Raw genomic sequence first — 24,385 nt, forward strand, 5'->3', positions numbered from 1 at the left:
TCCGTTATAAATATTATCTGGTTGTTTAAAAAAGCTAATCCCACCTTTCATCTATATATGGTGTAACTCCTTCTATCGTTAAAAATTTTGATTTACAGTACAAGTCAAGCTCATTATTTTTTATTCTTATTTCAGAGTAATCTTTTAAAGAGTTTATTATAGGAGAGCAAAAGAAACCGACTCTTGAACCAATAATATTCAATTGGATCAAGCCACCAAAAGTAATCACTAAACTAAGGGCATTAAAACCCTCTCCATTCCATTTTTCTGGGTATTTTTTTGGCATCCCCTTGCAATAAAAATTAAATTTTAAGTCTGAAAATCGCTCCAGCGAAAAGCTATTTATCTCAACGGATTCTATACTCAATTCATTATTAAACATAAATTGAATCTTTTCTTTTCCTAAAGCACTTTGAAACCACATTATAAACCCTCCCTTAAAAATTATAATGACCATGAGTTCCTGACACACTACCTGTATTTAAATTCTCAGAAGATCTGACATTAAAGTGCGGTTCTGCTCCATGCAAAGGGGTTGCCTTAGCATGACCTAAACTATGTTCCTGTATAAAGACAGGCTTGCCCTGACTATTAGTAAATTCATACTGTCTTGTTTTTATTGGCTGTCCAGTGTTATTTAATATTTTATTGCCACTACCATCTAATAGATCAGGTCTTGTAATTGATTTAGGCTGTTGATTCATCGGTATTCCAGCATCGCGTTTCGCCTGCCTAAATGCGTCTCTTCGACTAGAACCCTCATATGTGGTTTTCTTATTAGGAGCTTGGCATCCTGCCAACCCTAATGGGTCTATCCATGTAAGAGGATTTTTAACATAGGCATATAAGTTTATCCCCCCCGCCAGCCCTATTGGATCCGGACTGATATACTGCGCCGTATCCGGGTCATAATACCTGAACCGGTTGTAGTGTAAACCCGACTCATCGTCTTCGTACTGCCCGGGAAAACGCCACTGGCACCCCGCACGCACCTCATCGTTTGCCGCAAATCCCCAGAGCCGGCTGCGGCCCCACGTCGTGCTGCGCGCAAACCATACCGCCTTGCCCTCCTCGCTTAACAGCTCCCGCACGCTTCCCAGATGGTCGCTCACCACGTAGTGCAGCCTTCCCCTTTCGTAGCGCGCAAACGGGCTCACCGCCCCGGGCTGATACAGCCACCGGATGCGACCGTCATCCGCCGGCGTGCCGTCCGCATACAGCGGGGTCTCCTCCACCATCTGTTCGCCGCACCAGAAGTAATCGTAACCGGCCGTTCGCCGCGCCTCCCCCCGCGCTGACGCCGCATCCTCACCCGCGTGCGGCGTCAGCGGGAGACGCCGTTCATCAGCGCCGCCGCCGGGAATAACCTCAAACTTCCGGATGCGCCGGCCAAACGCATCATACTCATAGCGCCAGCGCCGCCGCTCCGGCGTCAGCAGCTCCGCCAGCTGCCCCTGCCCGTTCCAGCGGTATTTCCACACCCGCGGCCTGAAACCCGCCGCCAGCTCCCTTTTCTCACTCAGCTGCCCCTGCTCATTATACCGGTAGCGGCACCGCCCCGACGCGCTGACGCCCTTTCTCCTGGCGCTGCATCCGCACGATCTCCCCCTCCGCGGCGAACGCCGCCCTGCGGGTGCGCCCCAGCGTCAGGTTCAGGTTCGCGTCGTAGTCAAAGCGCGCACTCTCCCGGTGGATCCCCTGCAACTCAGCCTCAGTGACCTGGTCGTTAACGTCGTGCCGGTAGCGCATATCGCCCCACTTACCGTCACTTATCCGGGTAACGTTGTGCGCCCTGTCGTACTCATACCGGCGGTTCACCGCGCTGCCGGCCAGGGCCGCCTGCGGATGAGCCAGCCCCGGCTGACAGTTAAACAGCGTCGAGTCCCTTCCCGCCGCCTGGCTGAACAGCAGACCGTTTGCCGTGTAGTTATGCGCGAGCACAAACCCGCCGGCGCTGCGGCGTACGCTCTCCCGGCCAAGGGGATCGTATTCAAAGCTCAGGGGATGGTGGTGGTTTAACTGCGTTTTTTCCAGCCGTCCGGACGCCGCGTCATAGTGCAGGCTGAGCCGGAGGGTATCCAGGGACTGGTTAATCACCCGCCCCGTTTTCGCATCACGCTGATACGTGACGGCCCGGCCGTTAATCCGTTCGCCGGTCAGTCCGCCCCGTTCGTCATAATTAAACTCCACGGTGGCGCTGCCGTTGACCGCCGTCGTCAGCCGCCCCTCCCGGTCGTAGGTAAAATCAACCTGCTCCTGCAGCGTGGAGACGTTCTCTTCCTCCAGCCAGTACAGCTCCTGCGCCAGCCGGTCGCCGGGCGTGTAGCGGTAAGTGACCGTCTGCCGGCCGCACCGCTTTCTCACCAGCCGCCCCGCGGCATCGTAAGCATAGCGCTGCCGGCGTCCGGTGAAATCCTGCTCCTCAACAACCTGTCCCTTTGCGTCGCGGATCAGGTAATAAGATTCGCCGCCGGCGTTCGTCAGGCCCGTCAGCCGCGTCAGACGATCGTAATGATACGAGACGGTTTTTCCGTCCGGCCGCTGCCGGGACAGCAGCAGGTCGAAAGCCCCGTACTGACAGATGCTTTCCCTGCCCTCGCCGTCGGTCTGCTTCCGGATGCGCCCCTCGCTGTCATAACGGATCTGCTGCCGGGATCCGTCCGGGTACGTCACCCCGGTCACGCTCTGCCCCGGCCTGGCGTGCGCAGCGCTGTGTGAATAGCGCGTTTTCTGCCCGTGGGCGTCGGTGAACCACAGCCGCCCGAGCACATCAACGTGACAGCGCGTGGTAATATTACCCGGCGCGGTTATTGCCGACAGCTGGCCGTATGCATCATATCTGTAACGCCACTCCAGGCCGGAGGAGTGCTGCTCCGTAACGATATTTCCGCAGGCATCATAACGCCAGTCAATGGCCAGGCCCGACGGACAGACCGTCCTGCGCAGCATGCCCTTATCATCATACTGCCAGCGCCAGGCCTCACTCTCCCCCCGGATGACGCCGGTTATCTGCCCCCGGCTGTCATAGCGGTACCGCAGCGGGAGATCGCCGGGCGGCGTGACCTCCAGCAGCTCCCCCAGCGCATTATACTGATACGAGGTGACCCGGCCGGTCTCATCGGTGGTACGCGTCAGCCGGGTCAGATCCCATTCGGATAACACCACCCCGTTTAACGGATCGACGGCCCGGGTGACCAGATCCGCTTCATTATAATAATAATGCGTTTCCCCGCCCTCAGCGTCGATATAGATATTATGCCGGTTCAGATCGTCATAAATAAATCTGTCGTTATAATGTCCCTGCGCGGTGCGCGTTGCCACGACCCGCCCGGTATCGTCATAGTCGATCCAGGCCTGCGTTTGATCGGTGTCCCGCCAGTGCACCATAAATCCTTTATCATTATATTCATGATAAAGCCGGCCAAACTGGAAGCTGTGGCAGTCAGCCAGCTGCCCCCGGTGGTTATATTCACAGGTCAGCAGCACCTGGCTGAATTCCTGAGTCACCAGCGTGACCCGGACTATCCTCCTGTCCTGTACTTCAATATTCAGACTGTAGCCGGCGCTGTGTTCAATGACGCTCAGTTCATTATCCCGGAAGGAGAACGTTATCCGGTTCCCTTTTCCGTCCTCAATCCGGCTTAAATAGCGCCGGCTGCCGTCGGCATGGCCAAAGATATACCGCCGCTGTGTCTGACGGTCAAAAAGGAGTAATTCCCCCTCCCTGTCGCCCGAAAGTATGTAGTGAGGCTGCCGCAGGTTAACCGCGCAGACCTCATTTCCGGGCGTATGATAGGACAGGATGCACCCTTCCTCATCCAGGTAATCGATACTTTCAGGCCGGATATCGAGATACTGAGACCAGCTGTTCGCCCATTTGACCCCGAGCGCCCCCTCAATGATGACCGCACCGGTTGAGCGATAGGTTCTGTATAACGTCAGCGGTAACACGCCGGGCAGATCGATGACGGGCCACTGCTGTAAAAAATCACCGGTAACGACGTCCACGGGCTCCCCTGCGCTGCTCAGTTGTTTAAAACTGTTCCTTATCCCGCTGACGGATGACCTTAACCCCATGTAAACAAGAACCGTATTGATAACCGCGGAGGTGGCCCTGAGGAATATATTCCGGCTGTCCTTTATCTCCGCGACCAGCGCCCCGGTTTGCTGCGTTTCAGCAATATTGCCACTGCCCGAGTTAATGCGGGCATCGCAGCTGGTTCTGTGGCCCAGGCGTGCAACCGGCATCCCGTTGGCGAACACCGTTTCGGCCCCCTCTGCAATCACCGGGGGCGGCGTCCAGGTATGATCGGAGCAGTGAACGGGGTCGCGCGGCCCGGGCAACCGCCTGGCCGTTGAAGAACACGTTGGGAGATCCCTGCGCAACCTCCCCTTTTTTATCGCCATACTGGCCCAGGGCATTCCCGGCGCCGGCAATAATGCCCCCCACCGCCGCCGCGGCCCCGGCGGTTGCCAGAGAGCCAAGAAATGCGGAACCCATGACAACAAGCCCGGCCCCGCCGGTCAGGACACCTATTGCGACAACCACGGCAGCCCCGGCGATAACGCCGGCAATCGCCCCAATCAGCCCCCATCCTTTTCTCTGATGAGCGATGTCATCGCCAGCCCGGGCCGGCGCCTCGCCCCGGATGGCAACCCGCTTCGCCCCCGCCATACCGGCAATTCCGTGCACCGCCCACTCGCCCAGCCTGAACCCGCCGTAGCCGGCGGCCATGCCTGCGGCCAGGGGCGCCAGCGCCATCCCCGCCCCCTGCACCATCCCTGCCACCGCCGCGCCGGTGGAGACCGCACAGGCGCCGCCAGCGGCGCTCGCCAGGGCGGCATAGCCGGATACCGCACCCTGCACCACCGCCAGTGAGGCAAACGTCCCCATCACGCCGTAGTTGTATTCGGGCTTTCGAGAAAATCCAGCACCGTATCCGTGGTTCTTTCCCAGGATGTAATCTGTGGGTTAGCTGGCGTGGCGGATCCCGGAGGGGATGCACCGCCGCCCTGAATGGCACTTATTGCTCCTATTGTCGCCCCGGTCACAGCCGTCATAATAAGTCTTCCCTTTCTTTACCATCACGCTCAGGCCACTGAACAGCGCGCCCTTATTTATCTCTTAACACCAGTGTATTTAACAGGGAGAGGATCAATGCCTTCTGACTCTCCGAAAGTAAGGCCGGCATGGTCGCATTAAGAATAAGGACATTCTTCGCGGCGCTGACAAAAAACATTAACTGATGAATATTTCCCTGAGTGGAACTCCAGCTGAATTCACAGCTGACCGATTCATAATTGTCTAAAGGATCGCGTACCCTTTCAATCTCACTGAAATTTTTGAGCTGAGTGCTCAACAATGTTATTTCCCTTTCAGCAAACTCTCTGAACGCCATTCCCCATGGGGGAGTATCCCGGGAGATAGTGAAACTCAACCCGCCCGCGTCATTTTCAGAGGTACTGAGCACATTGATGGTGACATCTTTCCACTCATCGGGTAAATCAATCGTTCCTTCATTAAAATGATACATTTTTATTTATCCCTGTTTAAATGTATGACAGGCCCCTCAACAAATACGCCCCCACTGTTAATGACTATTTTACTGCCCTCACCAAAACTCAGCGTTATTGACTCTTTGGTCATAACAACATTGCTGTCGCCAACCTGTAAGTCGAGCTGATCTGTGGCTTTTAATAATTGCGTACCCTCGCTGGCACCGTCAGCGTTTGCTTCAAATTCAATTTTATTTGCCCTGGTCATCCGCTTAAGTTTTATTGTCTCTTGCAGATTACCTTGCTGAATGTTTGTAACCTCATCTCCGGTAACAACCGTCACATTTCGGTGCCCCATCTCCACAGTCAGTTCCTGATTATCTTTAACCGTGGTGTTCATATCCTTCTGGGCATGCATAAACAGCTCTTCGCGGCCTTTCGCATCCTCAAATCTGAGCTCGTTGAAACCCTCCCCCTTGTGAGTTTTTGAACGGAACGCCATCTGCGTTTTGCTGGCGGGGAGCGAACCGGGCGGGATATTGCTGGCGTGATAGGTCCGCCCGGTCACGATGGGCTGATCCGGGTCGCCGTGCAGGAAGTCCACCACCACCTCCTGGCCGATTCGCGGGATCGCCAGCATTCCCCAGCCCTGGCCCGCCCACGGCTGAGTGACGCGGATCCAGCACGAGCTGCCGTCATTGCTTTCGCCGTAGCGATCCCACAGAAATTGCAGCCTCACCCGCCCAAATTCGTCGCAGTAGATCTCCTCTCCGGGCGGCCCGACCACTTTCGCTATCTGCGGGCCGTCCATCGCCGGTTTCGGCAGCGGCGTGGGCCGCCAGTGCTGATTGCGCGGGAGAAAAACAAACGCATTATCCAGCACCGTTCCCTGCCCGCCGGACTCCTGCTCCAGCGCCTGCGGCTGCCTGCCGGTATGCTCAATGCTCAGGAGCTGCCAGGGGCAGTTCAGGTCTTCACGCGGGTGGTTGTACAGGCTGAACAGCCTGCCCGGTTGCAGGGCAAAATCGTTGCTTTTTCCCCTGCCGGTGCTGGCGTCATTGCGCAGCGCCTCCAGCCGGTAGCGGGTGAAATCCCTGCCCTGCTGCTCGTCCTTGAAGCGACCGGGGAAATCAAAATGTTCGTAGTCCGGACGCTGGTTTTCCAGCCCGGTTGCCTGCCTGCTGAACTCCGCCGCCCAGCGGGGATTTTTAAAGGTGTAGTCTTTTAGCTGCACCACCGCCGGGCGTACCTGCGCGGTTCGGGTAAAGGTGGTGATGCACAGCTCCTGCGCCTGGGCCGCCACGTTAGGGTTATAGGGCAGCGAGGCGCCGCCCGGCAGCACGGCAAAATCATCGGCATACACCAGGGTATTTTTGCCCCCGTCGAACTCGAAATAGTAAAAAATGCCCTCTTCGGCGGTCAGGCGCTGAATAAAGTCGAAGTCCGACTCCTGATACTGCACGCAGAACTCCCGCGCCGGGTGCGGATGAAACAGGCCAAATGCCACCTCCATGATGCCGTTCTCTTTCAGCAGCGTGGTGATGATGCTTTCAATGGTTTCCAGCTGGAAAATACGCGAGTTGCGGCGCAGCGTGGTGCGCCAGAGGGAGGGCCGGATAACCATGCGGTAGCGGGTCTGATGAAAGCCGGTGTCGCCCTGTTCAAAGCTGGTCACAATGCCGTTAACGCTGCGTTGCAGCTCACCGTCGCGCCAGACGGAGAGCGTGGCACCAAGATCGAGCACCGCAGCAAAGTCGATGGCCGGATCCGCGCTCGCCAGGCTGACGTTAAGCTCAAACGGGGTGGAAAAACTCTCTTTCAGGGTAAAATCGACCACCGCCAGGGTGCCCGGTGGCAGGCCCGCCGGGGTGAGCGTAAATTGCAGGCCGCTGGGAGACCTGCCAGCGAACGCGGCAGGACTATTTGAATTATCAGAAAACATCTTTTTTCCTTCCTGGAAATCAACGCGCAGGCTCCGCCTGCTGCGTTAGCTGGTGATTACAGCTGAGTCAAACACTGAGAAATCGCACATAGCCTGCCAGCATTTCTTGTTAATAACCAGCCTGTTAGCGCTGTGGCCGTGTTGAAAGGTCGATTCTGTGACCGCGATCGACCAGCGGCTGATAATCAGTGACGGAATGGGATATTTATTAAGAGGAAAATGTATGGCAGGAAGTGCCATTACTGAGATGATTTAGTGGCCTGAGACACGCCGGAAGTTATAAACACTGTAACCAGTGCCTGCCTCATTCCAAAGATATCCTCCCCGGCTTACACTAACGTATCCGTGGTTTTAACCGCATCCGGCATTGCCTGCACACGCTCATCACCGTCAGTTCAGTTAGCTTACCTTTGCGCGCATATTCCGCCAGCGTGTGCCGCTTACCCCCGTGCAGGAACTCACTCTGGAGCAGGTGTCCGCTGCCGTAGCGGCAGTAAACATCTGACGGCTGTATTGTGCTGGTTCTGGACAGTGAAGAAGTGGACGACCTTAAGCATGAACTGGAAGCCCTGCGCCAGCAACTGCGGGATATGAAGAACGCCGCAAAAGCGGTACTCCGGGGGATCGGGGGTTAACAGAAAGAACGAATAAAAATAGCCGGAAAGATGGGAAGATCTTTCCGGCTTTATTTTATCTTAATGGAACAGGTAACCGACGAGTGAGCGGTCTGAGTTTTTCTCTGTCATCCCACAGGCCAGGGAATACCTCAAACTTGAGATCATCACGATTAACCCCCGTATCAAAATAACGACATAACCGATCACTGAGATCTTCATGCCCCCACATATTGTCTAATTCATATTGTTCAATAAGCTCACGATCTTGCGGAAGTGTTAAGTCTTCTTTTATTACCGGTGCTTGAGTGACACTAACATTTCCATCAGGGCCAAGATCAATTATTTTACCACCAAGAAAAGGAAAGTCATTTTTAGTTCCTTTATAATGCACACCATCTATTATTGAATAAGGAGAAATCCAATAAGGTTCATAAGGTTTAGAACTTGCTATTACAGTGGGTGATTTAATTTTACCTTGAATAAGATAATTATTAATCACTCTACCAACAAAAGCTCTAAATAAAGGTTTTACTTTATTCAGGTCTATGTTACCCCATACACCATCAACGCTAGATATATCATAAAATCGCATTGCCGGGCTGGTTAACATCTGGCCGATGGTATATAAACCATCACGCAACTTGATATTAACCAGATCACCATTTTTCCAGATAATTCGTTTAGCCATAGATAAAACGTCTTTAACAGCCGCCTCCTTTTTTACCGCCACCGTTCTTGTTGTTCAGGTGATCATCTGCCGCACCAAGATATTCTGTTCTCCGGGCATTTCCTTGTCCCACAGGATTTTGCCTATTAGCAGTACCATCCAGCCCGCCTAATTGCTCAAATGTTCGTTGTTCCAAACCTCGGGCTACATCTTTACCCGATTGTCCATAACCATCATATAAAACTCTAGGGGCTTGTCCACCAAAACGGTCAAAGTTACCACCATATCGATAATTCAATACATCCTGTGCCATTTGCGTTCCTTGCATACTGGCATACCCTACATAGGGTTTACCTGTAATAGCATCAATTCCCTGATAGGTAATATGTGTTGCCGTTGCAGGATTACCCGCTAATCCTAACGGATCTATCCAATTAATAGGATTCGGCCCATAAGCATACAGGTTTATCCCGCCCGCCAGCCCTATCGGATCCGGCTGCGTGAAGCTCCCGCTCCCCGGGTCGTAGTACCTCAGCGTATTATAATGCAGCCCCGTCTCTTCGTCATAGTACTGTCCCGCAAAACGCAGGTTCTGCCTCGCCGCATACGGCGACAGCCGGCTCTCCTCCCTTCTGATGACCCCGAACAGCCCCGTATGCAGCGGACGCCACACCGTGTTTCCCTCCCTGTCACTCAGCGCCTGCGGCATCCCGTTCACTTCCGCATGTACGTACCGCATCCCGCCCTCGCCGCTGTCATACCGCGCCAGCGGCGTGTGGCTCTCTCCGTGATAAAAGTGGAAGGTCAGCGCCTCGTGCGTCCCCTGCTCTGCGCTCAGGCGCATCCCCTGCCAGTAAAAATCCGTCCGCTTATCCGGCTCGTACGGGCTGACATGCTTCACCGTTTTGGCCGTCCGCCTCCCCAGGCCGTCGTAGTCATAGCACACCTCCCGGTAGCGGGGATGCCCGCTGAACGTCACCGACGTCACGCGCCCGTCGCCGTCGTAGTGAAGGTGCTGCACCGCGCTGTCCTTCACGCTGATGCGCCGCGCCAGCCGCCCGAACTCGTCCCACTCGTGGCGGTAATCACCCGCCCGGCTCACCTGGTCGTTCCACGCCACCGCCCCGCCGTTCAGCAGGTTACCCGACGCGTCCCAGCGGAACGACTCCTCCCGCCCCTCCGCGTACCGGGCCAGCACCCGGTCAGCCCCGTCATACTCCCAGCGCGTGTCCTGCCTCACCCCGTACCCGCCCGCCTCCTGTCCGGTCGTCAGCGTCATCTTCACCATCCGGTGGCGGCGGTCATACTGCCAGCGCCGCGCCAGCACCGGGCTGAAGGGCCGGCCTGCCGCCTGCCGCCCGGCAGTTTTCGCCGTGATGCGCCCCGCAGCATCGTACTCCGTCCGCTCCGTCAGCGCCCCCAGGGTTCGCTCCGTCTCACGGTGCAGCCGGTCGCGCGCGTATTCCGCCAGCGTGTGCCGCTCACCCCCGTGCAGGAACTCGCTCTGGAGCAGGTGTCCGCTGCCGTAGCGGCAGTGCAGCAGCCGGCTTCCGTCCGGGTAGGCGGTGCTGACGAGGCTGCCGCCGGCGTCATACCCGTACCGGTACTGCCCCCCGTGGTTACGCTCCCCGGCCAGCTGCCCCGCGGCGTCAAAGTCAAAGGAGACCGTCCGGTACTCAGGCGGCTGCCCCGCGGACAGCGCCGCCCGGCAGGCCGCCTGCCCGGCATGCCGGATGTGCAGCGAGCCCGGCCGGTACTCATATTCGGTACGGCAGTCCGCCCCCTCCCGCCGCACCAGACGCCCGGCCCTGTCGCGCACCAGGGTGGTGCAGAGCTCGCCGCCCTGCGTCCCCAGCAGCCTCTCTTTCACCACCGCCCCCAGCCGGTTACGGGTCAGCTCCCGCACCGTGCCGTCCGGACGAACCTCGCGCATCAGCCCGTCCAGCGCGCTGTAAGCAAACCGGAAGGGCTCGCCCTTCTCATTGTACAGCGCGCTCAGGCGGCCAAAATTATCATACTCAAAGCGCACCCGCTTTCCGTCCTCCCGCCGCTCCGTCACCTGCCCCCGCGCGTTATAGCGGTAGCGCACCCGGGTTTCCCCGTCCCCGCTGATGCACTCCGGCAGCCCGGAGGGCGCGTAGCGGTACTCCCGCACGCCCCCTCCGGCAAACCGCTGCGTCAGCAGCCGCCCCGCGGGGGAAAACGTCAGGCGCTCCGTCTGGTGCAGGGCGTTCTGGATAAGGCTGAGTTGCCCACAGATCTAAGCGCTGAGGTTTTATACCGGACTTCCGGCCTCCGTTATTTTTAAAGACGGGCAACTGATTATTGAACGCAAGTTGACGTGTTAAACAGCCACCACGCCGTTATCACTTTATGATTTATGCCAATAAATTCGAGGTTCTTATGATGAAGATTGTTATTACCGATTTAGAAAATATTAATTAAACCTATACCGAAGCCATAGCATTAGCCCAGTTGGTCAAACGCCTGAGCTGGTCTGAACTGCGCGCCTGCGCCGTCAGTGATGACGAAGCCTATGAGATTAAATACGCCGTGCATAAGCTCCAGAACGCACTGACTGAGGCAGGGTTTGCGCCACGATAGCAGATAAAAAACCGGAAGGATCGAGGGATCTTTCCGGCTTTAAGTCATGTATTTTTAATTAGTTTATTTAATCGTTCTATCTCATTAATTAATCGAGGTATATCTTGCTTCGCATGAGCTATAAACTCCTGATCTTCTATTGTTGCACCAATAAGTTCAATATCTTCACCTCTATTATTTTCGTCTCCCGTCATAATAAAATTAGAACCACTAAAATGATCTCTTCCTTCAATATAAGAAACCCATGGCCCCTTTGTCGTTTTTTCGCAACGCTCTTTTATTAAAAACAACTCTTTGTCTGAAATATAATTATATTGCATTAGCAACCTCCCCCTCCTTTAGGCTTTGGTTTAGCTGATGGGTTCTTTTGAGTTGGAGCCATTATATCCTGTGCTTGATCTGCCGTAATACCAGATGTCCTACATATTCCAAATCAGCTCAGAATATGAAGAACGCTGCAAAAGCGGCGCTCTGGGGGATGAGTACTTAGAATAATAAACAACCGTTAATATTAAAAAAGCCGGGAAGATTTAATTTTCCTCCCGGCTTTTCTATATCAGTTAACTTTAACAGTTATTTTACTGATATCTACACCTCTGAACTTATAGGCCTTTACTGCATCACTAATAACCTTTGCGGTTTCTATTCCTAAAATAATTGAAGGTGAAGCAGATCTCCCACAACCAAATGATGTTGATGTGAAAAATATTCCATTATTTAAAATATTACCTGACTCATAATAAAAATCTGGTTTTGGTGCAACCTGATCTGAATATTGATGGCATTTATCACAATAGTTTTCCATTTGATGTGCAGAAAATCTAATTATTTCCAGTGGTTTCATTAGAAATAAAGTTTCTTTTGGATTTACTGGTAAAAAATTCACATTAAAGTCAAGGCCATTTATATAATCTTTAAACCTTGTAGAAACAATGAATCTTCTATCATATGTTGCACCAATATCTGCTTTATTACTTGACTTGAAATTCTCAGGAAGATAAGTATCATCAATGCAGCATCCACAGTTATCACAAAAAATGCTATCAGGTGCATCAGCAAAAAAATAAGCATGATTCCCAATAGCACTCAAATTATATCCAACAATAATAGAGCTACTCATCATTTTAATCCCGGATGTTGTGTGAAAAAATCCTGAACTACATCAGTATACTTAGAAGCATTTTCTTTATAAAACTCGGACAATGCATCTAACAATTCTTTTCTTGTGAAATTGGACTGTATCACCGCACCACTATTTCCACGTTGTGGCCGCATATGAACAGTATCGCCATTTATAACTTTGATTTTACCTACTAAAAAATCATTTAAGTCTTTATGAAGCTGACGATGATCTACTTCATCAAGCATTGTCAATTTTTGTTTGGGATCCCCCCCCATAAATTTAGGATCGGAATGGTGTCCATGACATTTGAGACCTAAAGGATCGATCCAACTTAACGGATTCGGCGCATAAGCATATAAATTCAGCCCACCCGCCAGCCCTATCGGATCCGGCTGCGTGAAGCTCCCGCTCCCCGGATCGTAGTACCTCAGCGTATTATAATGCAGCCCCGTCTCTTCGTCATAATACTGTCCCGCAAAACGCAGGTTCTGCTTCGCCGCGTACGGCGACAGCCGGCTCTCCTCCCTTCTGATGACCCCGAACAGCCCCGTATGCAGCGGACGCCACACCGTGTTTCCCTCCCTGTCACTCAGCGCCTGCGGCATCCCGTTCACTTCCGCATGTACGTACCGCATCCCGCCCTCGCCGCTGTCATACCGCGCCAGCGGCGTGTGGCTCTCTCCGTGATAAAAGTGGAAGGTCAGCGCCTCGTGCGTCCCCTGCTCTGCGCTCAGGCGCATCCCCTGCCAGTAAAAATCCGTCCGCTTATCCGGCTCGTACGGGCTCACATGCTTCACCGTTTTGGCCGTCCGCCTCCCCAGGCCGTCGTAGTCATAGCACACCTCCCGGTAGCGGGGATGCCCGCTGAACGTCACCGACGTCACGCGCCCGTCGCCGTCGTAGTGAAGGTGCTGCACCGCGCTGTCCTTCACGCTGATGCGCCGCGCCAGCCGCCCGAACTCGTCCCACTCGTGGCGGTAATCACCCGCCCGGCTCACCTGGTCGTTCCACGCCACCGCCCCGCCGTTCAGCAGGTTACCCGACGCGTCCCAGCGGAACGCCTCCTCCCGCCCCTCCGCGTACCGGGCCAGCACCCGGTCAGCCCCGTCATACTCCCAGCGCGTGTCCTGCCTCACCCCGTATCCGCCCGCCTCCTGTCCGGTCGTCAGCGTCATCTTCACCATCCGGTGGCGGCGGTCATACTGCCAGCGCCGCGCCAGCACCGGGCGGAAGGGCCGGCCTGCCGCCTGCCGTCCGGCAGTTTTCGCCGTGATGCGCCCCGCAGCATCGTACTCCGTCCGCTCCGTCAGCGCCCCCAGGGTTCGCTCCGTCTCACGGTGCAGCCGGTCGCGCGCGTATTCCGCCAGCGTGTGCCGCTCCCCCCCGTGCAGGAACTCGCTCTGGAGCAGGTGCCCGCTGCCGTAGCGGCAGTGCAGCAGCCGGCTCCCGTCCGGGTAGGCGGTGCTGACGAGGCTGCCGCCGGCGTCATACCCGTACCGGTACTGCCCCCCGTGGTTACGCTCCCCGGCCAGCTGCCCCGCGGCGTCAAAGTCAAAGGAGACCGTCCGGTACTCAGGCGGCTGCCCCGCGGACAGCGCCGCCCGGCAGGCGGCCTGCCCGGCATGCCGGATGTGCAGCGAGCCCGGCCGGTACTCATATTCGGTACGGCAGTCCGCCCCCTCCCGCCGCACCAGACGCCCGGCCCTGTCGCGCACCAGGGTGGTGCACAGCTCGCCGCCCTGCGTCCCCAGCAGCCTCTCTTTCACCACCGCCCCCAGCCGGTTACGGGTCAGCTCCCGCACCGTGCCGTCCGGACGAACCTCGCGCATCAGCCCGTCCAGCGCGCTGTAAGCAAACCGGAAGGGCTCGCCCTTCTCATTGTACAGCGCGCTCAGGCGGCCAAAATTATCATACTTAAAGCGCACCCGCTTTCCGTCCTCCCGCCGCTCCGTCACCTGCCCCCGCGCGTTATAGCGGTAGCGCACCCGGGTTTCCCCGTCCCCGCGGATGCACTCCGGCAGCCCGGAGGGCGCGTAGCGGTACTCCCGCACGCCCCCTCCGGCAAACCGCTGCGTCAGCAGCCGCCCCGCGGGGGAAAACGTCAGCCGCTCCGTCTGGTGCAGGGCGTTCTGGATAAGGCTGAGTTGCCCGTAGTCATCATATATAAACCGCGTCACGCTGCCGGTGCAGTCGGTCCGGTTCAGCAGCCGGCCGCTGGCGCTGTAGCGGTAGTGCGTCTCGTTGTTTCCCGGGTCGCGCCGGCAGATGCAGTGGCCCGCGTCGTCCCGGACGAACAGCGTTTCCCCGCCGCGGGGGTCAGTCTGCGCCACCAGATCCCCCCGGTCGTTATACCGGTACCGCCAGGTGCCGCCGTCAGGCATCACCCGCACCAGCGGAAAGGCAAAGTCCTCATGCCACCGGGTATGGGTTTTCTGCCCCTCCGGATCGGTGGTGTGCGTCAGATTGCCGCTGAGGTCATACTCCAGCGTCCACGCATTATTATCCGGGTCGGTCACCCGGGTTAACCTGTCCGCCTCGCTCCATTCGAACGTCCAGACGTTGTCGAGCTCGTCAACATAGCCGGTGATCAGGGCGTTGCGGCCCCAGCGGCGGTAGCTGCTCCCTTTCCCCTCCACCGTGACCTCCACCTGGCTGAAGGCGAGGTCATACTCCAGCCGCACCGACTCCAGCAGGCTGTCGCCGTCCAGCAGCGTATGCTCAGTCACCCGGTAGTGCGCAGGCTCGCCGCCCCGCTCAGGGAACAGCGTGTAGCGATAGCGCGCCGCCAGCCCGGTGGCATAGGCGTGGCCGGTCATCAGCCCGTGCTCAGGATCCCAGGCGTAGCGGCGGGTGGTCACGTGGTCGGCGTCACTCACCCGGATCAGCTCCCCGGCATCGCCGTAGTGATACTGCACCAGCAGCCTTTCCGCCTCCTCCTCCCCGCGCCGGATAACCTGCGTCACCCGGATCAGACGATCCCGCTCCGGCTCATAGCTGAGGTTCACCCGCAGTTCCTGCCGGTCTCCGGCTATCTGCCGCAGCCGGCCCTGCGCGTCATACAGGTATTCCAGGCCGTTCTCATGGCGATCCAGCTCGCAGCGCAGGCGGAAGTGGCCGGGCCGGAGGGGATGGTCTTCAAACAGGCAGAACTCACCGGCGGCGGTCTGCAGCAGGAACTGATTGTGCACGCTGCGCCACAGGGTAAAGCCCTCGTCAACGTAGCGGACGCTCATGCCCTCCGGCACCACGCCCAGGCCGAGCTCGCGGCCGGAGCGATCCCGGTAGTAAAGGGCCTCCTCGCCGTTTTCATCGCGGATCTCAAGCGAGACGTCGGACGGCAGGCTCCAGCCTTTTCCCAGCGCGCCCCGGCGGGAGTTCCCGCTGTGATACATCCGCTGCCAGAGCAGGGGGACGGGCCCCTCCAGCACAAAATCCAGCTCCGCATCGCCCGCCAGGATTTTGCTGCCGGTGGCATAGTCCACGGGATGCTCTGAGGACATCATGCGCGACACCGCCTCCCCGACGGCCGCGAAGCCCACGGCGGTCACCGCCGTCACGAGCGCCTCTTTCACGAAGCTGCATGCGGTGGTTTTGATACAGGTCATGATGGCCTGGCGGCCCGCCGCGACGAGGCCCACGGCGAGGCCCCCGGCAATCTCACCGGCCGCGGCGGCAAACGGGTTTTTACCGCTGCGGATGTCGCGTACCACCACGCTGTCCCCGCCGATGCGGACTTTGCCGCCCGTCTGCACCGGCGCAATCCTGGCCTCGCAGGTGCTGCGGTCGTCCGTACGGCAGGCGGGCTGGCTGTTGATCTGCACCCGCTTTGCCCCCTCGGCAAGATAGGGGCCGCCGTCGTTAAAATGCCATTTGGTGCAGATAATCCTGTCCAGGTTCGCCGGGGAGGAGGCCGGATGCGCGCCGGCCACCACCGGCGACAGGATGCTGCTGCCGGCCGAGGCCAGAAAGCCGGGCTTCGCGGCGCTGTCGTCACCGGCGCGGCCGCCGGCGCCGGCGGCATCTCCCTCCCGGCTGACGGCCTTCACCGCCGCGGCGGCGGCGTTCAGCGGGATAAGCGGGCCGGCGTCCGCCGCCATCTGTAGCAGGGTTAATCCCCTGCGGAAAATGCCCTCGGCTATCCGGGCCGCCCGGCCCCCGGAGGGGTCTTCCGCGTCCGGGGCGGCCTGACTTAACAGCACGTCACGCTGAATTTTGCCTGCGGCGCGCGCGGCGGGGAGCGCCCTGATGCGGACGGTGGCGGAGCCGGATACAATGCGGGCATCTTCCGAAGGCGGGAACCAGCCGGCGACCGTGTCGGCCACGGCATCCACCGCTTCACCAAACACAAAGCCGACGGCGACGCCCACGGCGGCCCCGACCAGCAGTGAGGCGGGAAACGTGACGGCCATGGCGGCGCAGGCGACCGCCCCGGCGGCGGCATAGATGGCCCCCTTCACCACGCCGGACACAAAATCAGCGAGGAGCGAGGTGTGCAGCAGGACGTCCGTTTCCCGGGCGGCTAGATATTTAGCGTCACTCATGGCCCGCCCCCGTTAATGTCTGAAACCACCGGGGATCAATAACAAAATCAGATTTTATCGCTGCCCAGTGCGATAAATCCTCACTGGTGAATGCGCGCAGCTGCGTATAGGAGAAGGTAATAAAACTGGCACCGTGTTTCATCAGCAAATTCATCTGATACTGTCTGATGCCGGCTTTATCAAACAGGCAGAAAAACTCTGTTGCCTCTGAAGAGGGAGAGCTGCCGAGCCGTACTGACTCAGGATCCCCCAGCACGACGGTTTTAAACTCCCGCCGGAATAGATTTCGCTGTAACTCCACTGATGCGGATAATGAGAGTTCAGCGGGCATCTCACCCCGGACAATCGTCAGGCTGGATTTTTCAGCGGGGAATTTTAAAATCGTGATGCTGTGATCTGTATAATCAAACGGCAGCGTTAACGTGCCTTCATTCATATAATACATTATGTCCTGCTCCCTCCGTCCTCTGGAAAAGCAATAGCTATTGCAGTGTTAATCTCCTCCACTTCCGGCCCCGTCTGGGTTCCCGGCTGGGCCCCGTCCATATTTAAGTCAAGTAAGGCCTCAGCGGTAATCTGTCCAAGATCTTTGGCATAAACAGTAAAGCTGTTGCAGATAAGGGAAATATTGCCGGTCTCCGCATCCATATCGATGACGGCATCGCCACAGGCCAGCCGCAGCCCTTTTGCAGAGGCCAGAAGAATTCCGCCACCGGCATTGGTAATCTGATCTCCGCCCACCAGAGTGCTCTGTTTTTCCTTAACCTGAATATCCTGATTTGCCAGCACCTTAACGGACTGATTTTCTCCAATCTGAATGTTCTGATTAGAGGTCACATTTTCAGTGTGATTTGCCATTACGGTGGTGCTTCTGTCATTCAGTACCGTGGTGTTCATATCCTTCTGGGCATGCATAAACAGCTCTTCGCGGCCTTTCGCATCCTCAAATCTGAGCTCGTTGAAACCCTCCCCCTTGTGGGTTTTTGAACGGAACGCCATCTGCGTTTTGCTGGCGGGGAGCGAACCGGGCGGGATATTGCTGGCGTGATAGGTCCGCCCGGTCACGATGGGCTGATCCGGGTCGCCGTGCAGGAAGTCCACCACCACCTCCTGGCCGATTCGCGGGATCGCCAGCATTCCCCAGCCCTGGCCCGCCCACGGCTGAGTGACGCGGATCCAGCACGAGCTGCCGTCATTGCTTTCGCCGTAGCGATCCCACAGAAATTGCAGCCTCACCCGCCCAAATTCGTCGCAGTAGATCTCCTCTCCGGGCGGCCCGACCACTTTCGCTATCTGCGGGCCGTCCATCGCCGGTTTCGGCAGCGGCGTGGGCCGCCAGTGCTGATTGCGCGGGAGAAAAACAAACGCATTATCCAGCACCGTTCCCTGCCCGCCGGACTCCTGCTCCAGCGCCTGCGGCTGCCTGCCGGTATGCTCAATGCTGCTCAGGAGCTGCCAGGGGCAGTTCAGGTCTTCACGCGGGTGGTTGTACAGGCTGAACAGCCTGCCCGGTTGCAGGGCAAAATCGTTGCTTTTTCCCCTGCCGGTGCTGGCGTCATTGCGCAGCGCCTCCAGCCGGTAGCGGGTGAAATCCCTGCCCTGCTGCTCGTCCTTGAAGCGACCGGGGAAATCAAAATGTTCGTAGTCCGGACGCTGGTTTTCCAGCCCGGTTGCCTGCCTGCTGAACTCCGCCGCCCAGCGGGGATTTTTAAAGGTGTAGTCTTTTAGCTGCACCACCGCCGGGCGTACCTGCGCGGTTCGGGTAAAGGTGGTGATGCACAGCTCCTGCGCCTGGGCCGCCACGTTAGGGTTATAGGGCAGCGAGGCGCCGTCCGGCAGCACGGCAAAATCATCGGCATACACCAGGGTATTTTTGCCCCCGTCGAACTCGAAATAGTAAAAAATGCCCTCTTCGGCGGTCAGGCGCTGAATAAAGTCGAAGTCCGACTCCTGATACTGCACGCAGAACTCCCGCGCCGGGTGCGGATGAAACAGGCCAAATGCCACCTCCATGATGCCATTCTCTTTCAGCAGCGTGGTGATGATGCTTTCAATGGTTTCCAGCTGGAAAATACGCGAGTTGCGGCGCAGCGTGGTGCGCCAGAGGGAGGGCCGGATAACCATGCGGTAGCGGGTCTGATGAAAGCCGGTGTCGCCCTGTTCAAAGCTGGTCACAATGCCGTTAACGCTGCGTTGCAGCTCACCGTCGCGCCAGACGGAGAGCGTGGCACCAAGATCGAGCACCGCAGCAAAGTCGATGGCCGGATCCGCGCTCGCCAGGCTGACGTTAAGCTCAAACGGGGTGGAAAAACTCTCTTTCAGGGTAAAATCGACCACCGCCAGGGTGCCCGGTGGCAGGCCCGCCGGGGTGAGCGTAAATTGCAGGCCGCTGGGAGACCTGCCAGCGAACGCGGCAGGACTATTTGAATTATCAGAAAACATCTTTTTTCCTTCCTGGAAATTAACGCGCAGGCTCCGCCTGCTGCGTTAGCTGGTGATAACGACTGAGTAAGGTATTCAGGCGATCGTCAATTTGCTTGATCAGAACCGGGGGAACGGGCTGATCCTGCTCTGCTGCCACCGCAAACTGACGAAGCAGCTCTTCAAGAGGTGTTTCACGGTTCAGCTCGCTTTGCATTTTGTAAACGGCAGTTTTCAGCCAGGAGATGGTCAGGCTGCCGCGCGCCTGTTCCTGTTCAATCAGTTTTTTCGATAACGCCTGTAACTGCTGCTGTAGCTGGAAATAGCTATTCTCAGCCCGTTCTGCACCAAGCCGGGTCTGTCTCACCCGTTCCCAGCGCTGGCTGGCCGCAAGCTGGGCTGCGTGGTTCGGCCAGCGTTCGCGTGCCAGCGCCAGCGAGTTATCGGCAGTTTGCAGCGCAGATAAGGGGGAGAGATTTTCCAGCTGACGAAGATGTTCGCTGTATGTTGCGATATCCGGCTGACTGAGCCACAGCTCTACAGCGCCTTCGGGCCTTTCAGCAAGTAACGTAAGCTGTTGCTGCGCGGGTCGAATCACGACCAGATATCCTGCCGCCGCCATTAACAGGCAAAACGATACGCCGCAAACAAAGCCGCGCAGCGCCGAAGAGATCGTTTTGGCCGGAGAGGAAGAATGTACGGTCACACCGCCCGGTATTAATTCCGTTGCCGCTGGCTGAGTTGTAGATTGAGCCGGTTCAGTTCCGGGGATAGAGAGGTACACCATGGTTGGAGTGTCTGATGCTGATGACTGAGCGATTCTGCCTTCCTCAGCGTTCGCCTCCAGACGCTTTGCGCTGTTCTGCATCAAATAGAGCAGGTTTTCAATGCGCGGCACACGCTTTAGTTCCACCTGCTGAAGTTTGTCGCACATCAATTGCAAAGCCCGTTCTGCGCGATATACCAGCCGTAAATCGCCACTGACGAAGTGATGCTGACGCACCTGATTGCCCACGCGAGTATTGAACCAATCCAGAATTTCGGTGCGCGCCAGCTCCTGCTGCGGCCATAGCCGCTCCCACTGGCCTACGATCATCCCGGCCAGCAGCTCGCAGCCTTCGGTAAATCCCGCCAGCCCGTGCCTCTGCGTACGCGCCAGGCTGTAATAGACAGCTGTTTGCAGATCAACGCCATGGCAACGGAACAGGGTGAGCGCCAGCGTTTCAATCTGGTTCCAGTTCACCTCTGGGCGCGCAGGGTGATTGATCTTATTGATCTCCTCGCGAATGGCACTGAATTCCGCGCGCTGGCGCGGATCGCTGCCAGTCTGAATGATGATGCTTTGCGAATTATCGCTCATGAATGCTCATCCTTAAGGACGTCCCTCCCGGTATTGCGAGAGAGACGCCTTCCTGTGGTTAGTAAAGCGTTTCCGGCAGAGTGAAATGGGTAAACAAACCACCAGCAAACGGGTTGTCCGATTCATCAACCCAGATGCGATAGGTCATTTCGCCACTATCCACGCTGAAGCGAACATCGAACGAATTACTGGTGACGTTGGTCAATTCACCGGCGTTGATCAGCCTGAGCTGCGCCCATGGGCCACTGAAGCTGATGCTGCGAGGTGACTTTCCTGTTTCACCCGGCACCAGCGTCAGCCTGCTTTCCACACTGTTACGCATGGAGTTTGGCCAGACCAGATTAACCAGACTGCTGCGCCCGTGGGCGTAATCCAGTAGTTGCCCATCAAGGTTGAGCACGCTGCGTCGCTTGCTGCCGCTCAACATAACCGGCTCCACGGCAAACTGCGTGCTCAGACCATTTTGCGCAGAGAAAAAGGTGTCGCGGATTTTCTGTGCCTGAGCCAGCTGCTGCATCACGTCAGCGCGGATCAGCGGCTGACCGTCACTGCCGTTAGCCAGGTTGTTCTCAACAAAAGGTCTAAGATTCTGCTGATAGAAACTGTCCAGCGTACCTTTTGGCGCGAAGAAACGCGTAAATTCACTGAGCGGAACATCCTGTTTTGCCTGCGGATCGAATGGATAACGCCCTGCAAGGAAGGTGTGATACTGCTTGACTACCGTGTCGTTCCACTCTACTTCCAGTGACTGGATTGCTTCCATCATCACCACGCGCCAGGCCTGGTCTGCCAGCCCCCCCACCCAACGATTCAGCGGTTCTGGCAGATTTTTTGCCTGCTGTTGAACTTCGAAAATAGGGTCGCTGTTGTTCTGTTCCAGCCTGAGTTGCACGGCTTTTAAAGCGGCTTTGCCTGGCGCCGGCGAGTTCTGGATAGCCAGCAGATAGCGGTGAAGCTCCATCAGCTTCTGGTAAACGCTCTGTAACAGGCTGGTGCGGTCACTATTTTCCACCAGAGCAGCGGTTTCAGGTGCAAAATCACGGTTAATACGCGACAACAGGCGGTAGTCTGCTTTCTCCAGCAGAGCCTGGCCTTCTTGCCCCGTAAGGGTATCCGCCAGCACCGGTTGACTGGTGTTGTCACGCAGCGTTTGCAATGCACGGCGGAAAGGCTGATCGCCGCTAATCACCTGTTCAATACCGCTGATAGCCTCCGGCAAGCCGTCAAACTCAACTATCGAGAGGTTGTTCATCGCGCCGCGCCAGGTAGCAACGTAATCACCGATATACTGTTCAGTAATTTGCCGCTGGATCTCCTGACGGTCGGCTTCGCTGTACTGAACATTTTTGTTGTGATTCAGCACCCAGCTATCCATCACCGTGAGCTCAATCAAACGATCGTGCTGGTTGACGAAATAGCGCTGTAAACCGTTGCGGGTCAACAGCTGGGGGATCGTCAGTTGCCGATCGTTTGCGGAGACAAATACACTATCGAAGCTGGCCCCGATGTGATCGCGCAGATTCAGTGCGGGTGGCAGCATCTCCTGCGCTTTAAGCCGCAGATTCTGATAGACGCGCTGATAAATAGAGAGCTTGCCCAGCTCCTGTTGCGCCCGCTGTATAGGCTGCTGATAAGGGGCAAAACTTCTGATAGCGTGGCGATCGTTGCCCGCACGAGCCGCACGCCAGTCGGTATGCTTCAGTGCATAGTTCAGATGCCCCATCAGCTGCTGTTGCAGCTCGCGCTGCCCTTTGAAACGCTGACTCCAGCGCTGGCTCATATAATGCTCTACCAGCGGGATACTGCGACCACTACCATCCTCCAGCATGCGCATCACGCGCAGGATCTCCAGCTTCTCTTCGCTGCCCTTAGGTGCGGCATTCAGCTCATTCAAAAGGCCACTCATCAGCACCGGAATGAAGCGCTGGCGCAGCAGTTGCAGATAGGTGTTTTCTACATACGGACCGATGGTATTGCCCTGATACAGGCCCATCTCTGCAAACAGCGGGTTTTTGTCATGATAGTTGCCGTAGGCCAGGGTGGCATCGCGGATCGGGTTCAGCAGCGGCAGTTGCAGATCGCCGTACAGATCGTCGCCTTTTGCTGGCGGTATGGCGAGGAAAGTGCGCGCCTGAGCCAACACTTCCTGCCCGGCACGGTAGTTTCGCTGGTAGTAATAATGCCAGTAGCTCCACAAAATTGCCGACACCACCCCGCCAGTGACCAGGCAAAGTACCAGACGTTTTCTGGCACGTCGCAGCCAGACTCTGTTTTCACCGGCGAGGTTAGGTTCAGCCAGCAGCACTTCGCTAAACAGTGAGCGGGTAAACCAGGGGGCTGTATCCGTAACCGGCCATGTCGGGAAGGCCTGTGGAGTCAGGCGATACTGCACCGCAGCAGACTGGGTAAATATATCGTCCATTTGCCCGCGCTGCCGGGCCGAGGTGAGATAAACACCACGTAATAATATCTGCGTCCCCTCGCCACGATAGACAATAGCTTCCAGCAACTGTCGCACAGCTTCGTAAAGCCCCTGCATCTGACGGGTGAAGCTGAATAACTGGCTACGTTGCCCGGGATCAACGCTGTTCAGCATCATATCCGGCATCGCCCCATTCAATCGCGCCATCCACTGCTGCCAGAACTGCTCTAACTCCGAGCGCCAGATATCAGGATCGGCTGTTTTGAGGCTGAAAGTTACCCCGAGTATCGATTCACGATGGGCCTTCTCCAGCTTCTGATACATCGCGCCGAAGCCATACAGGAGATCAAGTTTGCTGAACACCACATACAGCGGTAAGCGGCAGTGCAGAGATAGCAACAGATCCTGTAAACGCTGGCTGATTGCGGTGGTGTAAGCCTCTCTCTGCGCTTTGTCTTCCGTCAGTAGCTGAAGAAGATCGACGGTCAGAATGACGCCATTCAGCGGCTGGCGCGCGCGCTGCTCGGGTAACCAGGTCAGCAGGCTCTGCCAGAGACGGCTATATAGCGCGGCGTTATCATCCTGGCCGGACGCAGGTTGTTCAATCAGTTCTCCGGCTGGGTCAATAATGATTGCCTGTTCCCCCAGCCAGCATTGCAACCGAAGATCGCCACTATCATCCGTCGGTAAACGCTCCGCTGGCGCAATATCGACCAGCTTACATCCCTCCTTTATAAGGGAAGTTTTACCACTGTTGCTGGCACCAATGACCAGATACCACGGCAGACGATAGAGAAATGCCGGGGTATGAAAATGGCGCTGTAGCTGCTGTTTCCAGGCATTGAGATACTCTGTTTGCCTTGCCACATCGGCACTGAACGGGTCGTCAGCCTGCGTCTTAATCTGGAGCTGGAGCGTCTCTAAATATCGTAAGCGCCGAAAAGCTCTCAGAGTCAGCCAGCACACTGCCAGCAGTGTAAAGAGAGCGGTGACAAGCCAGCGGCTGAGTTGAGTTTCGAACGGATGGTGGCCTTTTAACTGCCATTCTGGCCCATAGATCCACACCCAGATAAGCGCCACGCAGGCCAGTAACGCCACGACTACAGGTATTGAAGCCTTCAGACGCGGTATAGCCGGTTTGGCGATACGAATAAAAGCAGGTAATTTCATGCGTTGGTATTCCTTTCCCTGG

17 protein-coding genes are annotated in these 24,385 nt (G+C 56.8%); 1 reads left to right on the forward strand and 16 read right to left on the reverse strand.

Annotation, left to right across the window (positions count from 1 at the left end):
• Positions 1 to 34: 34 nt before the first annotated feature.
• The 9 genes from GN242_RS13065 to GN242_RS13100 form a co-directional block, all read right to left on the reverse strand.
• A complete protein-coding gene (locus GN242_RS13065; RefSeq protein WP_231617096.1) occupies positions 35 to 457 on the reverse strand; it encodes an Imm50 family immunity protein in 423 nt (140 codons plus the stop codon).
• A complete protein-coding gene (locus GN242_RS13070; protein WP_156287626.1) occupies positions 438 to 1,481 on the reverse strand; it encodes an HNH/endonuclease VII fold putative polymorphic toxin in 1,044 nt (347 codons plus the stop codon). The genes GN242_RS13065 and GN242_RS13070 overlap by 20 nt, the downstream gene beginning before the upstream one ends.
• 55 nt (positions 1,482 to 1,536) lie before the next feature.
• The gene (locus GN242_RS13075; protein WP_374189812.1) at positions 1,537 to 4,287 is read right to left on the reverse strand and encodes a DUF6531 domain-containing protein; all 2,751 of its coding nucleotides are present in this window, start codon (positions 4,285 to 4,287) and stop codon (positions 1,537 to 1,539) included.
• Positions 4,199 to 4,897, reverse strand: a complete 699-nt coding sequence (locus GN242_RS21790; protein WP_231617098.1) for a PAAR domain-containing protein — start codon at positions 4,895 to 4,897, stop codon at positions 4,199 to 4,201. The genes GN242_RS13075 and GN242_RS21790 overlap by 89 nt, the downstream gene beginning before the upstream one ends.
• Complete coding sequence (locus tag GN242_RS13080) at positions 4,894 to 5,061, reverse strand: hypothetical protein (protein WP_156287628.1); 168 nt, start codon at positions 5,059 to 5,061, stop codon at positions 4,894 to 4,896. The genes GN242_RS21790 and GN242_RS13080 overlap by 4 nt, the downstream gene beginning before the upstream one ends.
• A 53-nt stretch (positions 5,062 to 5,114) precedes the next feature.
• Positions 5,115 to 5,534: a DcrB-related protein gene (locus GN242_RS13085; protein WP_156287089.1), complete on the reverse strand. Its 420-nt coding sequence runs from the start codon at positions 5,532 to 5,534 to the stop codon at positions 5,115 to 5,117.
• Between the two features lie 2 nt (positions 5,535 to 5,536).
• Positions 5,537 to 7,438: a type VI secretion system Vgr family protein gene (locus tag GN242_RS13090; RefSeq protein ID WP_231617099.1), complete on the reverse strand. Its 1,902-nt coding sequence runs from the start codon at positions 7,436 to 7,438 to the stop codon at positions 5,537 to 5,539.
• 690 nt (positions 7,439 to 8,128) lie between these two features.
• The gene (locus GN242_RS13095; RefSeq protein ID WP_156287629.1) at positions 8,129 to 8,743 is read right to left on the reverse strand and encodes a DUF8309 domain-containing protein; all 615 of its coding nucleotides are present in this window, start codon (positions 8,741 to 8,743) and stop codon (positions 8,129 to 8,131) included.
• Positions 8,744 to 8,756: 13 nt separating this feature from the next.
• Positions 8,757 to 10,751 (reverse strand): RHS repeat-associated core domain-containing protein, encoded by a 1,995-nt coding sequence (locus GN242_RS13100; RefSeq protein WP_156287630.1) that lies wholly within the window; start codon positions 10,749 to 10,751, stop codon positions 8,757 to 8,759.
• Positions 10,752 to 11,182: 431 nt separating this feature from the next.
• On the opposite strand from GN242_RS13100, the gene GN242_RS21970 reads away from it, so the two are divergent.
• Positions 11,183 to 11,326 carry a DUF7706 family protein gene (locus GN242_RS21970; RefSeq protein ID WP_445224734.1) on the forward strand — a complete coding sequence of 48 codons (144 nt, stop codon included), beginning with the start codon at positions 11,183 to 11,185 and terminating at the stop codon, positions 11,324 to 11,326.
• A 44-nt stretch (positions 11,327 to 11,370) separates the two neighbouring features.
• On the opposite strand, the gene GN242_RS13105 is transcribed toward GN242_RS21970, so the two are convergent.
• The 7 genes from GN242_RS13105 to tssM form a co-directional block, all read right to left on the reverse strand.
• Positions 11,371 to 11,646, reverse strand: a complete 276-nt coding sequence (locus tag GN242_RS13105) for a hypothetical protein (RefSeq protein ID WP_156287631.1) — start codon at positions 11,644 to 11,646, stop codon at positions 11,371 to 11,373.
• Between the two features lie 236 nt (positions 11,647 to 11,882).
• Positions 11,883 to 12,449 carry a hypothetical protein gene (locus GN242_RS13110; RefSeq protein WP_156287632.1) on the reverse strand — a complete coding sequence of 189 codons (567 nt, stop codon included), beginning with the start codon at positions 12,447 to 12,449 and terminating at the stop codon, positions 11,883 to 11,885.
• Positions 12,446 to 16,990: an RHS repeat-associated core domain-containing protein gene (locus tag GN242_RS13115; protein ID WP_156287633.1), complete on the reverse strand. Its 4,545-nt coding sequence runs from the start codon at positions 16,988 to 16,990 to the stop codon at positions 12,446 to 12,448. The genes GN242_RS13110 and GN242_RS13115 overlap by 4 nt, the downstream gene beginning before the upstream one ends.
• Positions 16,983 to 17,435, reverse strand: coding sequence for a DcrB-related protein (locus GN242_RS13120; protein WP_154753903.1), 453 nt, complete (start codon positions 17,433 to 17,435; stop codon positions 16,983 to 16,985). The genes GN242_RS13115 and GN242_RS13120 overlap by 8 nt, the downstream gene beginning before the upstream one ends.
• Positions 17,435 to 19,432 (reverse strand): type VI secretion system Vgr family protein, encoded by a 1,998-nt coding sequence (locus tag GN242_RS13125; RefSeq protein ID WP_156287634.1) that lies wholly within the window; start codon positions 19,430 to 19,432, stop codon positions 17,435 to 17,437. Before GN242_RS13125 ends, GN242_RS13120 begins: the two co-directional genes overlap by 1 nt.
• Before the next feature lie 19 nt (positions 19,433 to 19,451).
• Positions 19,452 to 20,771 carry a VasL domain-containing protein gene (locus GN242_RS13130; protein WP_154751858.1) on the reverse strand — a complete coding sequence of 440 codons (1,320 nt, stop codon included), beginning with the start codon at positions 20,769 to 20,771 and terminating at the stop codon, positions 19,452 to 19,454.
• Between the two features lie 58 nt (positions 20,772 to 20,829).
• Positions 20,830 to 24,363 carry a type VI secretion system membrane subunit TssM gene (tssM, locus tag GN242_RS13135; protein ID WP_154751859.1) on the reverse strand — a complete coding sequence of 1,178 codons (3,534 nt, stop codon included), beginning with the start codon at positions 24,361 to 24,363 and terminating at the stop codon, positions 20,830 to 20,832.
• Between the last annotated feature and the right edge of the window lie 22 nt (positions 24,364 to 24,385).

It is taken from the genome of Erwinia sorbitola, from assembly GCF_009738185.1.
Taxonomy (GTDB): Bacteria; Pseudomonadota; Gammaproteobacteria; order Enterobacterales; family Enterobacteriaceae; genus Erwinia; species Erwinia sorbitola.

Coding starts and splice junctions, on each gene's coding strand:
- GN242_RS13065 (WP_231617096.1), bottom strand. CDS start 457: ATGGTCATTATAATTTTTAAGGGAGGGTTTATAATGTGGTTTCAAAGT.
- GN242_RS13080 (WP_156287628.1), bottom strand. CDS start 5,061: ATGACGGCTGTGACCGGGGCGACAATAGGAGCAATAAGTGCCATTCAG.
- GN242_RS13085 (WP_156287089.1), bottom strand. CDS start 5,534: ATGTATCATTTTAATGAAGGAACGATTGATTTACCCGATGAGTGGAAA.
- GN242_RS13090 (WP_231617099.1), bottom strand. CDS start 7,438: ATGTTTTCTGATAATTCAAATAGTCCTGCCGCGTTCGCTGGCAGGTCT.
- GN242_RS13095 (WP_156287629.1), bottom strand. CDS start 8,743: ATGGCTAAACGAATTATCTGGAAAAATGGTGATCTGGTTAATATCAAG.
- GN242_RS13105 (WP_156287631.1), bottom strand. CDS start 11,646: ATGCAATATAATTATATTTCAGACAAAGAGTTGTTTTTAATAAAAGAG.
- GN242_RS13110 (WP_156287632.1), bottom strand. CDS start 12,449: ATGATGAGTAGCTCTATTATTGTTGGATATAATTTGAGTGCTATTGGG.
- GN242_RS13115 (WP_156287633.1), bottom strand. CDS start 16,990: ATGAGTGACGCTAAATATCTAGCCGCCCGGGAAACGGACGTCCTGCTG.
- GN242_RS13120 (WP_154753903.1), bottom strand. CDS start 17,435: ATGTATTATATGAATGAAGGCACGTTAACGCTGCCGTTTGATTATACA.
- GN242_RS13125 (WP_156287634.1), bottom strand. CDS start 19,432: ATGTTTTCTGATAATTCAAATAGTCCTGCCGCGTTCGCTGGCAGGTCT.
- GN242_RS13130 (WP_154751858.1), bottom strand. CDS start 20,771: ATGAGCGATAATTCGCAAAGCATCATCATTCAGACTGGCAGCGATCCG.
- tssM (WP_154751859.1), bottom strand. CDS start 24,363: ATGAAATTACCTGCTTTTATTCGTATCGCCAAACCGGCTATACCGCGT.